At 56.0% G+C, this 13,924-nt stretch carries 17 protein-coding genes; 7 read left to right on the forward strand and 10 right to left on the reverse strand.

Going from position 1 to position 13,924, the window contains the following annotated elements:
* Window positions 1–73 precede the first annotated feature (73 nt).
* Window positions 74–307 carry a hypothetical protein gene (locus tag LN415_04765; GenBank protein ID MCJ2556403.1) on the forward strand — a complete coding sequence of 78 codons (234 nt, stop codon included), beginning with the start codon at window positions 74–76 and terminating at the stop codon, window positions 305–307.
* Here LN415_04765 and LN415_04770 read toward each other — a convergent pair.
* The 3 genes from LN415_04770 to purM all read right to left on the reverse strand — a co-directional run bounded on the left by LN415_04770 (window position 304) and on the right by purM (window position 3,256).
* Window positions 304–1,416, reverse strand: a complete 1,113-nt coding sequence (locus tag LN415_04770) for an aminopeptidase (protein ID MCJ2556404.1) — start codon at window positions 1,414–1,416, stop codon at window positions 304–306. The genes LN415_04765 and LN415_04770 overlap by 4 nt on opposite strands.
* 109 nt (window positions 1,417–1,525) lie before the next feature.
* Window positions 1,526–2,206 (reverse strand): N-acyl homoserine lactonase family protein, encoded by a 681-nt coding sequence (locus tag LN415_04775; protein ID MCJ2556405.1) that lies wholly within the window; start codon window positions 2,204–2,206, stop codon window positions 1,526–1,528.
* A gap of 27 nt (window positions 2,207–2,233) precedes the next feature.
* Window positions 2,234–3,256: a phosphoribosylformylglycinamidine cyclo-ligase gene (gene purM / locus LN415_04780; protein ID MCJ2556406.1), complete on the reverse strand. Its 1,023-nt coding sequence runs from the start codon at window positions 3,254–3,256 to the stop codon at window positions 2,234–2,236.
* Window positions 3,257–3,374: 118 nt separating this feature from the next.
* On the opposite strand from purM, the gene LN415_04785 reads away from it, so the two are divergent.
* Genes LN415_04785 through LN415_04800 form a run of 4 tightly spaced genes read left to right on the forward strand, consistent with a single transcriptional unit; the run spans window position 3,375 to window position 6,633 of the window.
* Window positions 3,375–4,526 carry an acetyl-CoA acetyltransferase gene (locus LN415_04785; GenBank protein MCJ2556407.1) on the forward strand — a complete coding sequence of 384 codons (1,152 nt, stop codon included), beginning with the start codon at window positions 3,375–3,377 and terminating at the stop codon, window positions 4,524–4,526.
* 4 nt (window positions 4,527–4,530) lie between these two features.
* Window positions 4,531–5,691, forward strand: a complete 1,161-nt coding sequence (locus LN415_04790) for a thiolase domain-containing protein (GenBank protein MCJ2556408.1) — start codon at window positions 4,531–4,533, stop codon at window positions 5,689–5,691.
* 1 nt (window position 5,692) lies between these two features.
* The gene (locus LN415_04795; GenBank protein MCJ2556409.1) at window positions 5,693–6,211 is read left to right on the forward strand and encodes a Zn-ribbon domain-containing OB-fold protein; all 519 of its coding nucleotides are present in this window, start codon (window positions 5,693–5,695) and stop codon (window positions 6,209–6,211) included.
* Window positions 6,208–6,633: a Zn-ribbon domain-containing OB-fold protein gene (locus LN415_04800; GenBank protein MCJ2556410.1), complete on the forward strand. Its 426-nt coding sequence runs from the start codon at window positions 6,208–6,210 to the stop codon at window positions 6,631–6,633. The genes LN415_04795 and LN415_04800 overlap by 4 nt, the downstream gene beginning before the upstream one ends.
* A gap of 194 nt (window positions 6,634–6,827) precedes the next feature.
* On the opposite strand, the gene LN415_04805 is transcribed toward LN415_04800, so the two are convergent.
* Window positions 6,828–7,388, reverse strand: coding sequence for a hypothetical protein (locus LN415_04805; protein MCJ2556411.1), 561 nt, complete (start codon window positions 7,386–7,388; stop codon window positions 6,828–6,830).
* Window positions 7,389–7,839: 451 nt separating this feature from the next.
* Between LN415_04805 and LN415_04810 the strand changes: the two genes are divergently transcribed.
* Window positions 7,840–8,118, forward strand: coding sequence for a hypothetical protein (locus tag LN415_04810; protein MCJ2556412.1), 279 nt, complete (start codon window positions 7,840–7,842; stop codon window positions 8,116–8,118).
* 80 nt (window positions 8,119–8,198) lie between these two features.
* Here LN415_04810 and LN415_04815 read toward each other — a convergent pair whose 3' ends face one another.
* The 4 genes from LN415_04815 to LN415_04830 form a co-directional block, all read right to left on the reverse strand.
* A complete protein-coding gene (locus LN415_04815; protein ID MCJ2556413.1) occupies window positions 8,199–9,098 on the reverse strand; it encodes a hypothetical protein in 900 nt (299 codons plus the stop codon).
* A gap of 303 nt (window positions 9,099–9,401) precedes the next feature.
* Window positions 9,402–9,959, reverse strand: a complete 558-nt coding sequence (locus LN415_04820; GenBank protein ID MCJ2556414.1) for a manganese efflux pump MntP family protein — start codon at window positions 9,957–9,959, stop codon at window positions 9,402–9,404.
* A gap of 240 nt (window positions 9,960–10,199) precedes the next feature.
* Window positions 10,200–10,811, reverse strand: coding sequence for a hypothetical protein (locus LN415_04825; GenBank protein MCJ2556415.1), 612 nt, complete (start codon window positions 10,809–10,811; stop codon window positions 10,200–10,202).
* 221 nt (window positions 10,812–11,032) lie between these two features.
* Window positions 11,033–11,953 (reverse strand): GTP-binding protein, encoded by a 921-nt coding sequence (locus LN415_04830; GenBank protein MCJ2556416.1) that lies wholly within the window; start codon window positions 11,951–11,953, stop codon window positions 11,033–11,035.
* A 265-nt stretch (window positions 11,954–12,218) separates the two neighbouring features.
* Here LN415_04830 and LN415_04835 point away from each other — a divergent pair, with 265 nt between their 5' ends.
* Entirely contained in the window at window positions 12,219–12,713 is a 495-nt protein-coding gene (locus LN415_04835; protein MCJ2556417.1) for an Lrp/AsnC ligand binding domain-containing protein, read from the forward strand.
* A 328-nt stretch (window positions 12,714–13,041) separates the two neighbouring features.
* Here the strand turns inward: LN415_04835 and LN415_04840 are convergent, their stop codons facing one another.
* Together LN415_04840 and LN415_04845 are read right to left on the reverse strand one after the other, a co-directional pair.
* Window positions 13,042–13,395 carry a hypothetical protein gene (locus LN415_04840; protein ID MCJ2556418.1) on the reverse strand — a complete coding sequence of 118 codons (354 nt, stop codon included), beginning with the start codon at window positions 13,393–13,395 and terminating at the stop codon, window positions 13,042–13,044.
* Window positions 13,396–13,452: 57 nt separating this feature from the next.
* Entirely contained in the window at window positions 13,453–13,746 is a 294-nt protein-coding gene (locus tag LN415_04845; GenBank protein MCJ2556419.1) for a DUF4919 domain-containing protein, read from the reverse strand.
* Between the last annotated feature and the right edge of the window lie 178 nt (window positions 13,747–13,924).

Here is a 13,924-nt window from a genome sequence, read left to right on the forward strand (position 1 = left end):
AGGGCGACACTATAAATAACTTTCACAGAGGTTCTCCCAGCATGAACGCCAACATATAAATACGGAGAATATCATGGCAAAAACCGGAAGTCATCCTGGGTTCCCAGCCTTCGGCAAAAGGGTGGATGGGATAGTAATGGACAAGAAGATTCATCTGAAGATCGACAAGAATGACTCGTCAATCACGCTGAAGGACGTCCTTGACAAGATACAGGAGATCCAGAAGGAGAACCCGGAACTCGAGGTCTTTTTTGACGGCGATGAGTACGCCGTGTGCAGCCGACCGAGAAGGGAGGAGATCGGCTAGTCGACCTTCCCGAGGCTCAGCCTACCCTTGTCCAGTATGATCCTTCCGTCCACCTCGACCGTCGGATGGAGGACCGTTCCCGCGAAGTCGAACGTGCTGTCGTTATCCCCGCCCAGAGAGAGGTTGTCACCGATGCCTACGGAGACCGCTCCCAGAACGGTCTGGTCGTCGAAGTAGCCGATCATCTGGGCTTTCGGGTTGATCCCGATGCTGAAGCGGGCTATCCTGTCCTTCTCGCCCTTTCCAGGTTCCAGAAGGTTCCTGAACGCGTCCACGTTCTGCTTCGCCCCGTATGACCTCAGCTTCCCCTCGGCGAACGTCCATTCCAGGTCCTCTATCATCTTTCCCAGGGACGCCTGTGGACAGTCGAAGAGCACCCTCCCCTCGGCGCTGTCCTCTTGCGGGGCCACGGTCACGTAGCCAGTTGGCAGGTTCGTGAAGGGCCTGCCGCTCGCGACATCCTGATCGTCAACGACCCCGTCCTCTATGTGGACCCTCCGTCCCGCCATCTGGAAGCGCAGGTCCGTCCCGCTCTCCGAGCTTATCCGCACCTCCTTCGCCTGCGCGAGGATGTCCGCGATCCTCTTGCCCAGCTGGGACATCAGGTCGTAGTCGACATCGATGGCCTCGTTCACCGCGCGCTTCCAGTGCTCTATCGAGAAGCCGTACACGGATGCCCTCTCGGGAGTGATCAGGCCCAGCGTCACGAACGCTCCCCTGATGCTGCTGTCGATGACCTTCTTCTCCAGCGGCCTGTAGGCCTCCCTTATGGCCGCCATCTTGCTCGTGTCAACGTTGTGGAACATCTCGGGGTTCTCAGGGCCCGCCAGGGCGATGCTCACGGTGACCTCGTCCAGGGCCTTGAGCTGGTGCCTTGGCGTCTTTCTCAGGAACTCAACGGGGACCTCCGTGAGAGTCCTCTCATACAATTCATCCGTGTCCAGAGTGATGAGAGGGACGGCTCCGAGCTTCCTGCACTCCAAAGCCATCTCACTGGCCAGTTCTATCGTGTGGTGCCAGGTGTCGATCCAGACCATGTCGTCCTCTTTCACAGTGAGCGAGTTCCTCACGATTCTCTTGGCTATACTAGATAGGTCTCCTTCCTGCAAGGGGAACACCTCGGTGAGGAAAGCGATACCCAGGTCTGGTGACCCGGATAGTTTACACCCTCCAATCCTCGTAATACATATCGTGAAGGAGATATAAAAAGGATTTGTCTCAGAGAGCCAGTTGTTCGTTGTCGTGACTGAAGATCGGGCGCCCGCCCATCTCCCTGAGCGCGTCTAGGGAGGCTAGGGCCTCGACGGAGTTGTGGAGGACGCCGACTATGTTCCGCCTCTCGTAGTTCTCCTTCAGGGGCGCGATGTCCCCGCAGTAGACGTACCGCTTATCACCTTCGACTATCACGGACTGGTGCCCGGGAGTGTGTCCTGGTGTCTGCATCAGCGTCACGTCCTCCGTGAGCTCGTGAGTGCCGCTCACGGTCCTGAACCTAGACGCGTCGAAGAGGCTCTTGACGTACGCTCCCTTCTGGAACCTGTGGGGGTTCTCCGCGTAGGCGAGCTCTATCTCCTGGACGACGAACCTGGCGCCCTTGAAGAGACGGTTGTTGCCGCAGTGGTCCACGTGAAGATGCGTGTTGACGACGGTCGTGATATCCTCGGGGGACAGCCCGACCTTTCTCAGGCTCTTCTCGATGGTCATGGACCTGTCGGGCTTGAAGTACTTCACGATCTTCTCGGGCAGTTCGCCGATCCCCGTGTCCACGAGTATGCGGAGGTCCTCGGACTCGAGGAGCAGCGGCTTCAGGGCGGCCATGTACTTCTTGCCGTAGTAGGAGGTCTTCCCGTACACGAGCAGGCCGAGGTCGATCTCGAAACATCCATCGGAAAGCAGCACAACTCTCTTTGCGGTCGTTGGATCACCTTAGTACTTGTCGTATCTCAGGTCCAGGGTCGGGGCGGTCACGCCTGTTCCCTCCTCGACCACTCCGATGACCTTGGCGGGCGTGCTCCTGCATATGGACTCCACTATCGAGCCGGCGTCGTCGCTCCCGCAGATCAGAGCATACCCGAGTCCCATGTTGTACGTCTGGTACATCTCCTCGTCCTTTATCCCGCCCAGTTGCTGGAGGAGGCCGAAAACAGGCTGCGGCTCCATCGGGTCCGTAATCGTGTATTGCACACCGTCCTTCATGCGTATGAGGTTCCTCAGGCCGCCTCCGGTGATGTTCGCCATCCCTTTGATGCTGAACTCCTTGACCGCCGCCAGTATCTCGCGGACGTATATCCTCGTGGGCTCCAGGAGCTCCTCCCCGATCGTTCGGTCCAGTCCCTGGGGAGTGTCGCTCAGGCCGATTCCCGCTCCTGAGACAAGTTTCCTCGCAAGAGTGAGGCCGTTCGAGTGTATCCCGGAGCTGGCGAGGCCCACTATCGAGTCCCCGACCGCAATGTTCGAACCGGAGACCATCTTGTCTTTCTTGACGTACCCGAGGCAGGTTCCCGCCAGATCGAACCCCTTCACGACCTCTGGGAGCGTGGCAAACTCGCCGCCCACCAGAGAGAGGTTGGCGAGCTTCGCGCCCTCGTTCAGCCCGATGCCGATCTGCCTGGCCACTTCCTTGTCGTACCTCTCGACGGCGAAGTAGTCGACGAATGCGAGCGGCTCGGCCCCGACGCAGATCATGTCGTTGGCGCTCATCGCGATACAGTCTATGCCCACGGTGTCCCATTTCTCCAGGGCGGAGGCCACGATCATCTTCGTCCCGGTGCTGTCCGTGCACAATGACAGGTAGATGTCCCCGAAGTCGATGAGTCCGGTGAAGGACCCTGGGATGTCGCGCGACGCGCCGAGACCCTCCCTTCTGTACGTGAGCTGAGAGACCAGCGCCCTAATGGACTCGCCTTCAGCATCGATGTCGACGCCCGCCTCCTTGTACGTCTTCACCATCCGGCAGTGGTAAGGTCAGAGAGGTGAATAAGGCTTTGGTTCGAGCCCCGAATCTAAAGCTTTAATATGGACAGGGAATTGACACTTGGGGGAGCGGGAACCCTAGGATTGTGCATTGATGGAAGATAGAATCGCGGTTGTTGGTGCTGGTTCCACGAAGTTCAGACCGGACACGTCAGAACAGAACTGGAAGGAACTGATGTTTGAGGCTGCGTCCAAAGCATATCTGGACGCGGGGCTGAACCCGAGGAAGGACATAGACAGCTTCGTCACTTGCGCGGAGGATTACTGGGAAGGCTTCAGCATATACGACGAGTTCGTGCCCGACCAGCTCGGGGCGGCGATGAGGCCCACGTGCACCGTGTGCGGGGACGGCCTCCACGGGCTTGCGATAGCGTGCATGCAGATAATGTCGGGCATGGTGGACGTCGTGGCTGTTGAATCGCACAGCAAGATCTCGGACCTGAACACGTACAACGACGTGGTCCTCTTCGCGTTCGACCCCATATACAACAGGCCCCTTGCCGGGCATCCATACTACGTGGCGGGAATGGAGATGAACGCGTTCCTGAACGGCTCGGGCAACACGGAAGAGCAGTGCGCCGGGGTCGCCAGCAAGAACATGACGAATGCGTTGAAGAACCCGCTAGGTGCGTACGGCAAGAATGTCGGCGTGGGCGATGTGATGGGCTCCGAGCCCATGTTCAGCCCCGCGAAGAAGCTGGACATCGCCGAGCTCGTGGACGGTTCCATTGTCCTTGTCCTTGCGCGGGCGGAGAAGGCGAAGGACATCACTGACAATCCCGTCTGGATAACGGGCTTCGGATGGAACTCCGGCACGCCCTGGCTGGAAGGGAGAGCCTGGGGTCGGGCTTCCTATGCGGAAGAGGCCGCCAAGATGGCCTACAAGATGGCGGGCATCGCCGAGCCGAGGAGCGAGATCGGCTTCGCTGAGGTCGATGACAAGTTCTCGTACAAGGAGCTCATGCACCTCGAGGCGGTCGGTCTGGCGGGAAAAGGCCAGGCGGGAAATGACCTGGAGAACGGCAGGTTCCAGCCTGACGGGGACATTCCGATCAACGCCTCAGGAGGCTCGCTCGGATGCGGGAACCTGATCGAGGCTTCCGGACTGCACCGAGCTCTGGAGGTCGTCCTTCAGCTCAGAGGGCAGGCGGATGGAAGGCAGCTGAACGATATTGAGAGAGGGCTCGCCCAGTCCTGGAGAGGTGTGCCCACCGCCTCCGGGGCGGTAGCGGTATTCGAGAGGTGATGAGATGAGAAAAGTTTGCGTTCTCGGCGGCGGGATGACGATTTTCAGGAGAAGGCTTCAGGAAACGGGAAAGGAGATGAGCTATGAGGCCACCAAGATGGCCCTGGAAGAGGCGGGGCTGGAGCTGAAGGATGTGGACAGCGTTGTGATGGGCTCGGCGCCCGACGCGTTCGATGGCATACACATGAAGGGCGAGAACCTGCTCGACGGAGCTGGCGGGGCTGGGAAGCCCTACCTTAGGGTCTTCGTCGGCGGCGGTACTGCGGTCTTCACGCCCATTGCGGGCTGGTGGCACATCGCTTCCGGGATGGCGGACGTCTGCCTTGTTGTTGCAGAAGAGAAGATGTCGAGTGTCTTCCCGCACCCGCAGTCGGCGTTCGGACACATCTGGGACCCGATACTCGACCGCCCGCTAAAGCCCAACCTCGTGTGGATATTCGCCATGGAGATGAACAGGTACATGACCGTGCACGGCATCAAGAAGGAGGACATCGCCAGGGTCGCGGTCAAGAACAAGAGGAACGCGCTGGACCACCCGTGCGCGCAGCTGGCAGCAAACCTGACGATCGACGACGTGCTCAACTCGGAGATGATGGCGTGGCCCGTCCAGAGACTGGACATCAGCCCGCCGAGCGACGGCGCGTCCGCGATGATCCTCGCGTCGGAGGAGGTCGCGAAGAAGCTCACGGACGACCTGGTCTACCTCGACGGCGCGGGATGGTGCATCGACAGCACGATGTGGACGGACAGGGACCTCTACTTCCCGGAGTACGTGGCCGGAGCCGCCAAGATGGCGTACAAGATGGCGAAGATCGAGAACCCGCGAAAGGAGATCGACGTCGCCGAACCCTACGACCCGTTCGACTACAAGGAGCTGCACCACATGGAGGGTCTGCTCCTGTGCGACAAGGGAGAGGCCCCGATTCTTACGCGGGAGGGAGTCACGGAGCGTGACGGTGACCTTCCAGTGTGCCCGTCCGGCGGGCTTCTCGGCGTCGGAAACCCGATCGCCGCCACGATGGGGATCAAGGCTTGCGAGATATACTGGCAGCTCGCGGGGAAGGCGGGAAAGCGGCAGGTTCCGAATGACCCGCAGGTGGGCATCTGCCAGGCGTGGGGTGACCTGATGCAGTATGGCAGCGTGCTCATAATGAGGAGGGGGTGACGTGACGAAACCAGAGAACCCGAAAGGAGTGGAGCTTTCCTCGAAGCAGATGAAAGAGGGCGACGTGATAGTGAACAAGTGGGACCCCAGGGTCAAGTACGCCTGGGCGACGGGAGAGGCGATATCCAGATTCCTCGAGGAGATGAAGAACGGGAAGCTCATCGCGCGCAAGTGCGACTCGTGCAAGAGGATACTCTTCCCGCCGAGGATGTTCTGCGAGGAGTGCTTCAAGCCGACGACCGAGTGGGTGTACATCAAGGACACCGGCAAGATAGAGACGTACTCCATCTCGTACCTGGACAAGGACGCGAGGAGGATCACGGACCCGATCTTCGTGGGCGTGGTCTCGATAGACGGCGCGTCCGAGAAGATGGGCATAATGCACTACTTCGACGAGACGACGAAGGAGGAGATAAGCATCGGCATGCCCGTGAAGGCCGTCTGGAAGCCGCCCGAGGAGCGTGAGGGGGCGATCACGGACATCAAGTACTTCCGCCCGCTCAAGGAGGGAGAGGAATGAGCTTCACGCACTGGCACGGGGACATGGAGGCGCAGTACATCTACACCGCTGGAATCGCTGGTGAGCGCTTCTTCCGCGAGCTCAAGGACAACGGCAAGCTCGTGGGGACGCGCTGTCCGAAGTGCGACATCACGTACGTGCCACCGCGGATGTACTGCGAGAAGTGCTTCACGGAGCTGGACGAGTGGAAGGACGTGCCCCTCGAGGGCGAGGTCGTTGCCCACACGGAGGTCCACGTGGACATCGAGGACAAGAAGCTCGCCGAGCCGTTCGTGATCGGCTTCGTTCGGATCGACGGCACGCAGGGGGGCCTGGTCCACTACATCAAGGCTGCCGAGGTCAAGAACGGGATGAAGGTGAAGGCCGTGCTGAAGGCCGACCGTGTCGGGTCCATCCTGGATATCGAGCACTTCGCGCCGTAGCTGGCGGTAGCGTCTGCCCAAGGCTTTCTCAATCCTGAGGCTTGCTTAGAGGAGGATAGAAGTGGGATAGTAGTAGGACTATTGTTGAAACGGAGTTAGGCCTTGGTTGAAACGGAGCTATGACGGAGCTAGAACGGAGCTATATCGGAGCTATGCCTTGGTTGTATAGGAGCTATTACGGAGCGAGTATGCATCTATCTAGAAGCACCGTTGGAGAGATCTAGTCGCACCTTGAGCCCGAGCCCCTCCAAGGTCACTGGTAGCCCCAGGTCAGAGATGTTCTCAATAGTGATAACATCCTCGACACCACCCAGCCTGAGTACGAAGTAGTAGGGAGCGTCCTCAACTGTCAGAGCGATCTCGAATGCATCGGTGAGCGGACACTCGAACAGTGATGTCTTGCCCTGGCGTAGGATGAACCAGCCGTCGTCGCCCTCGAGCGAGGTTCCCGCCAGGACGAATGGGACTGTGGGCTCTTCTCCCCTGGTGTGGGATTCCATCCACTTGCTGAGGAAGAGGTTGTATCCCGACGTCCTCTTCGCGATCCCATTGTAGAAGCGTCTCTGCGATTCACGCAAGGAGCGCCACGTCTCGACGCCATCCGCGAAGTGGTTCCTATTCCTCTGCTGCACCGGCGATCTCGGATTGTGCGGTATGACGTGAGTCCTGAGGAAGTTGACGCCGTTCCTGTTGACAGCAGTCATCTTGTCTATGGTCCCACTGAACTTGGTTCCGAACGAGTTCTTTATCTTCACATTCTCCCCCTCTGGGAAAAGTCCCTGTTGTTATTCTCGTCCGGGATATATGAATGCTGTGTTAGTGACAAACCTGTGGCAGGGATGTGATTGACGTTGGAGGGGCTTGCGATCCAGCTCCAGAAATGTCGCACTCCTCATTGGAGTCTGACATTCTCGGGAACTGGCCAGTAAAAGAGCGCCGGGGGGAGATTCGAACACCGTTTTACTGGCAGATCCCCTACCAGCCGTCGCGCCCCTTTCGACGGGGGCCGGCGGGTCGGCAAGCCTGGGGCGGTCGAGAATGCCTTCTAACAGGTGGGGCGGACTCCACTCACGTCCGACTTGTGCTGCTATCCAATCAAGCGACCCGGAGAAAGCCTAATCATGAGGACGGTCTCATCTTTTTCTTTTATCTTCACAGAAGAATCTTTAATATAACTCGAAATTATGCTGTTGTGAAGAAAAGGAGGTGGTATCTATTCCGGAGGATTTCTTCAGGAACCGTGAACAAGTAAGGACTGAGATTAGAAAATGTGCACTTCTTGGCGGCATTATTGTGGGGCTTGGCCTTCTGTTTGCTTCATTAGGAGTCGTTGGTGATGCCTTGGACGTCTCTCTTGGCTTAGAGTCAATATCCTGGTTATTGCTGGCAGTTTTCTTCGGTCTGGCTTCTTTGGGTCCTCTCATGCACTCGGTGGCCGCTAAGCACTTGTATGGGATAGAGTCCGAACGTCAAGAGAGGCAGTGATTCCACAGTATCCACAGTTTGACTCTTGGGCCAGTAAAGAGCGCCGAGGGGGAGATTCGAACACCGTTTTACTGGTAGACCTACTCATCCAGTCGCTGATGGTCCCGTGCTTGTTTCGAAAGCTTTTCCAGGAAGCCTTTCAGCTCTGGGAAGCCAGTCTCAAAAAGCCGTCGTATTGCCTGTGAACAGGCGCGCAGAGCTCTTTCCTTCTCCTCCTGGTATCTGGCATGTTTCGACTCAAATCTTGATTCTCTTTCTTTGCGCTCGCCAGGTTTCTCTTTACTGAGGAAAGGTGGATGTAGGTCATCCCTCAACGATCTGAGATAGTCCTTGAATGCACTGATAGCAACATATCCCTCTTGCACATCATTCTGAATCTCCACAGGGAGCATCAATAGGCGTCCTGTAACTTTGCCGTAAGCATAAGTCATTGGCCATCTGCCTATCTCAAGGTCCTGGTCTGCCACCTCTATCAAGGAGGCAAACTCAAGTAGCTCCACAGCTAGAGCTTTCATGAGAGCGACATCCTCTCTTAGAGAGGGAAGGCTCGTGATGAGGCTACGGACAGAAATGAGGTATCTAGCAATCACAGGTGCCGATGACCCCAAGTCTTCCCGGTCAAACCTCACGTAATCCGAAATTAACGGACCTAGGCCAGACATGTCAATGCCTTTCTCAGCAAACACAGCGACTGGCTTCTCCGCTTCGTAGGCCATTCCGATCTCCGAATGAACCCACTCTGGTCCTTTCCATTTCTCTGTCTCTGAAACTCTGTCCCTTCTGGTGATAACTGCCACAAGTACGTCGGAGTCCCTTATCCTCTCTCTGATCTTCTCATGAGGAGGGGAAGGTTCAGGCTCCTTGCCAGAGACGACTTGGAATTCGAGAGACCTTAACATGTCTGCGAACCAATTGAAGACAACCTCATCGTCAACTGCAAAACTCCCGCTCAGGAAGCATTTTGGATAGCGCAGAGGCATGCTATCTAGTATTGAACCAAATCCTTAAAGATGTTGGTCAGAGAAGGTTATCCCCTCTATGTGCATAGAATGAGATATGGAAGGTTTGGACGAACTCTCTCCGGATGGTCAGCACAGGTTCTGTCCCCCTATGCCGACAATCCCTGGCGCGGACCAAGAAATGTCAGAGTTCAATATGATGGACGACATTTTCCATTGACCTCAAGTCTCCCTCCATCTTTTCTTAGGAACTCGGGGATGGGCGTGGATTCCCGTGCTCCGCCACCTATCAGGCATCATGTGAGCAGGGCAAGATTGGACTCATCAAGCCAAATGCTCAATCAGTATTCTTATTCCAATACCGATCAGAATGAGGCCTCCCGCGATCCCGATCTTCTTCTCAAACAGATGACCAACCTTATTACCCACAAAAACGCCCAGTAAGGACAGCAGAAATGTCACGACTCCGATGATTATGATTGGGGTCACGATCGAAACCTCCAGGAAAGCGAAAGTTATGCCAACGGCCAAAGCATCGATACTCGTGGCGATGGATAACATCAGCAGAAGATAGACATTCATGGGGTCGATCACCTTCTCTCTTGATTCGAGTCTGATGGACTCATATATCATCTTGCAGCCTATCAAACTCAGAAGAGCAAAGGCTATCCAATGGTCAATGCCAGAAATGAGATCCGTCAAGCTGAGTCCTGCCAGCCATCCTAATACTGGCATTAGGGCTTGGAACGATCCGAAGAATACCGCGATCTTCAGGGCTTTGCTGATCTTCAGTTCTCTCATTTCCAATCCGCTCGTGATGGATACGGCAAGGGAATCCATCGCCAGTCCAATTGCGATCAGCACCATTGTCAGTATGTCCATCAGACATCACATCATACGATCCACCTTGCTTAATGTCCTGAGAATAGAATAGGTTTGCCCATACGCGAGTGTGGGGATGTTCTCCCTTTCCTGTCTCATCAAGCCCCAGTCGCATCTCTGGAGGCCGGTGTCAAGGTTGCCTCCCACTTTGACCCTTCGAAAAGAAGTAAAGGATACATGATGTGGAGAATGATTTGTCGTAGGGATTACTGAGGACTTCAAGGGCAATATCAGCAAGGTCTATGCAAATCCATGGGATAACAGGACGAACACCCCAAGGATCAGAAGTAATGTCCCAATGACGATCCTCTCGTTTTCCTCCAACCAGTGAGAGTGGATCCTCTTGTATCCGATCATAGTGAGGTATATGAGAAGCAGCATTCCCCCGATGGTCGTCAGTGCGACTATCACCACAAGGACTGCAAGGACCGCGCCTCCGTAGGGGCTGGCCGCGAAGAAGACGGGGATCATGGCCTCACATGGCGAGAACGTCAGCATGATGAAGAGCGAGAGCGCAGTAGCCTTGTCGGGAACCTCCGTGTGATGTTGCTTCTTCCTGAGCCCGAGGATTATGTAGACAACCCCAAACGCGATGAGGATGCCGCTCGTCACCGGGAGAAGGAGGACGTCCAATGAGGAGGCTATGAGGCTGCCCGCCAGCGCGACCGCCACGCCGAGCAGGACGGTCATCAGCACGTGGCCTCCCCCGGCGAAGAACGCGATGCGCAGGATCTTCCTGTCTTCCCAGTTCTGAGCGTTGCCCACCAGCACGAAGGGCAGCCAGTGGTTTGGCAGTATCGCGTGAAGGACGGATATCGTCACCGCCCCAGCCATCAGTGCATAGACGTCCATCGGCTCGTCACGGATATCAGAAGATGCTTATACAATTTGGCGGACTGATCGAGTTTGCGCGTGAAATCGTGAGGGAAGATGTAGGCGAATCACTCGGTATGTCGCACTCCAATGAGAAGGTCGACATTCGCCTGCCACATCATCGAGCTGTATCATCGGTCATGGGCAGACACCGAATCTCCTTGGGCACATGGCCAGGTGAGTGACCTTCCAGACCTTCCCTACGAAACTAGGGGAACACCCGCAGACTGTCTGATGGAGGCTGTCTTCTTGGACAGTATCCATTGCGCCAGTTCATGGAATCCCCTCTCCACGTTCATTCCGGTTTTGGCGCTAGTGAAGATGAACGGAGAGCCGATCCTTCGCGAATACTTCGCCACATCCTTCCTGTCAAGATCGAACTGATCCTCCAGGTCCGTCTTGTTGGCAACGATGCACACAGGCACCTTTCCCGTCGCATGGAAGATGGAAGACTTCCAGCCCTCCAGGCCTCTCAGAGTCTCGTTTCGCGTGACATCGCAGACGGCGAGGACGCCCTGCATCCCCTTGAAATGGGACTCCATGCAAAGGTCCGCGATGCTCCTCTCTCCCAGGATGTCCCATATCATCATGTCCACCCTCATCCGCCTGTTGTGCGGGAGGGGAATGAAGACCTCCTTCTTGGAGACCTTCGCGCCTATCGTCCTGACGTAGGCGTCGTCGAATTGATCCAGGACGAATTTCCTGATCAGACTGGTCTTGCCTACCGCGGCGTCTCCGACGAGTCCGACCTTGAGCTTCGCCACGCTCTCGTTGTCTCTCTTCATATCGGTCGGAGCCTCGGAGACCACCCTCATCTCGTAGTCTATGCGAGCCACCTTCAAGAGGTACTTCATCTTGTAGATGGCCGTGTGAACCGCCTTTGCGACGTTCCTGTCACGAGAGGAGAAGGCGTTCTTGGGAACCGTAAGGGTGAGCCTGTCGTCCTCGAGAATCCAACATTCCGATTCCAGGACGTCGGACACCATTCCCACTATGGAATCCTTTCCCTTGAAGTGAACCTCGAAGATGATCCTTCCCTCTTTGCTTATCTCCCTCAGGTCTCTGCGCTTTGAGATTCCATCCAGCAGGACCTTCCTGCTTCCGGACCTCGATGATGTCATGGATTCACCCTGCTTTCTTCTGCCGGGATGCCCTCGATTCGACCCTCAGATAAATCTTCCGCCGACATTATCGCCGGCGAGACCGTGTGGTGCTGGAGAGGTTCGGGGAAGAGAGGAATTCGAACTAGGTGTCGGATGGTAGGGTCTATCCTTGAGATTCACGGTGGCATACGGGATGGGCTGTTATCATTCCTGATAACGACGCAGAAGGGATTTAATGGCCAATCCACGACCCCCTCACAAGAATACGAAAGGAGATGTCAACATGACTAGTCTGGAAGGAAACAGCTTACTGTTCCTCAAGATAAGAAGCGGTTCCGTAGACGAAGCCGCCTCGGACCTGAGGAACAGACCCGAGATAACGCAGGTGTATCGACTGTTGGGCCACTGGGATATGGTCGTCTCCGTGAATCTCCCCGAATACGAGAGCCTGAGGGGCTTCGCCGACCACGTGGAAGAGAAGCCGTACTGCGAGAGGGCATCCTTCTATCCCTGCTTCGAGCAGTGGACGAGGGAGAAACCATCAAAGGCTCCAGTAACCGGATGGGCGATGATCGGGACGACGAAGACGGAAGAGACATTCGAGAAGCTCAAGGAGTACGAGCAGGTTTACTGGATGACTCAGACCGGTGGTGACTGCAGCATAATCGTCCACATGGGAGCGAGAGAGCTCGACGAACTGAGCAGTTTCATCACGTCCGAGATACACAGGATTCCCGGAGTGAACAGAACAGAGACCTATCCATCCGTTCGAGAGTGACCTCTTCTCGACACCCAAAGGGAGGCTGCTCTACTAATGTCCGGTCAGCCTCCCACCATTCTCTGCGTTGAGATGATTCTAGCGCTAGAGACATCTCACTTCTTTTCGGAGTGCCAGGCTTCCTGCAAGCCCTCACATGTTCAGGGAGGTGGCCAGAAGGTTCATAACTCGGATGCAGCATGCTGAGTTGCTTAGTTGAGCATCCCTCCACAACATGGGCCGCTTTTCTCAGGCGGCCCAGTTTCTTCCTGTGCCTTTCCTGAAGACGGCTTGAGAAGATAGGTCTGCAGGTCGTACGAGAAGACAATCGTGGAAATGGATCTCCTCCTCAGTAAACAGAACCAGAGTGTGATGCCTGCACGGCTGTAGCACCCTCGAAGGAATCGATGTCCTCCTTCAATCGCAGGCGCTCCGCAACCTCAGTACAGAGCCGGGACAACCTCTCGTGCCCCATCAAGGCGTACAAGGTTGCTTTCAGTCTCCAAACGGAGGGATAGTTTATCTTGACCCTCGTGACCTGGTTGAAACAGTAGAGGGCTTGCCTGTACTTCTCCAGCCACGCAAGGGTCACCCCTTTCGAGAACCAAGCGTCCACATCCATAAGGTCCATTTCCAGTCTCTTCTGGCATGTCCGAAGGAGCTTGAGAATATCTTCTCGCTTGTCACGCTCGTTCCTCATCATCCAGCAATCGTTCTCAGAAGCGATATCCCTTTCCTTCCAGAAATCAAGAATGATAGGCTACTTGGATTGCTCCTCAGCCCTTTCCAGACAGAGCCTGGCCATCCTCTCGTTGCCGAGCTGTCCGAATATCTTGGCCTTGAGCATCCAGATCCCCGGGTAGAAGGGATCTCTCTTCGTGATCACTTCCAGGGTCTCGATGCACTTCTCATAGTCCTCGGTCTTTGCCAGCCAAGCCGCTTTAGCGAACAGCGCGTCCAGGTCCAACAGGTTCTTCTGCAGCCTTTCTCGGCATTGCCGCTGCCAAATCCTCGTATGGTCCCAATTCCCCTGTTCTGCATCGTTCTTGGACATTAGGGAGATCACTTGCCCAGGCAAATATCCTGGAGAGGCTTCTGAGAAGAGAGTATATCTCACTTCTTAGGCCGTTATCAGATTCGATATCGACTGCATTGGAATTGGACAATTCTGGTATCGAATCTGAGTCCTCCAGTGAGCTTGGAACAAGAGGACGGCGGTACGGAAAATGCCG

This window comes from Candidatus Thermoplasmatota archaeon, from assembly GCA_022848865.1.
Classification (GTDB): Archaea; Thermoplasmatota; Thermoplasmata; order RBG-16-68-12; family JAGMCJ01; genus JAGMCJ01.

Coding starts and splice junctions, on each gene's coding strand:
- LN415_04765 (MCJ2556403.1), top strand. CDS start 74: ATGGCAAAAACCGGAAGTCATCCTGGGTTCCCAGCCTTCGGCAAAAGG.
- purM (MCJ2556406.1), bottom strand. CDS start 3,256: ATGGTGAAGACGTACAAGGAGGCGGGCGTCGACATCGATGCTGAAGGC.
- LN415_04785 (MCJ2556407.1), top strand. CDS start 3,375: ATGGAAGATAGAATCGCGGTTGTTGGTGCTGGTTCCACGAAGTTCAGA.
- LN415_04790 (MCJ2556408.1), top strand. CDS start 4,531: ATGAGAAAAGTTTGCGTTCTCGGCGGCGGGATGACGATTTTCAGGAGA.
- LN415_04800 (MCJ2556410.1), top strand. CDS start 6,208: ATGAGCTTCACGCACTGGCACGGGGACATGGAGGCGCAGTACATCTAC.
- LN415_04815 (MCJ2556413.1), bottom strand. CDS start 9,098: ATGCCTCTGCGCTATCCAAAATGCTTCCTGAGCGGGAGTTTTGCAGTT.
- LN415_04820 (MCJ2556414.1), bottom strand. CDS start 9,959: ATGGACATACTGACAATGGTGCTGATCGCAATTGGACTGGCGATGGAT.
- LN415_04825 (MCJ2556415.1), bottom strand. CDS start 10,811: ATGGACGTCTATGCACTGATGGCTGGGGCGGTGACGATATCCGTCCTT.
- LN415_04830 (MCJ2556416.1), bottom strand. CDS start 11,953: ATGACATCATCGAGGTCCGGAAGCAGGAAGGTCCTGCTGGATGGAATC.
- LN415_04835 (MCJ2556417.1), top strand. CDS start 12,219: ATGACTAGTCTGGAAGGAAACAGCTTACTGTTCCTCAAGATAAGAAGC.
- LN415_04840 (MCJ2556418.1), bottom strand. CDS start 13,395: ATGATGAGGAACGAGCGTGACAAGCGAGAAGATATTCTCAAGCTCCTT.
- LN415_04845 (MCJ2556419.1), bottom strand. CDS start 13,746: ATGTCCAAGAACGATGCAGAACAGGGGAATTGGGACCATACGAGGATT.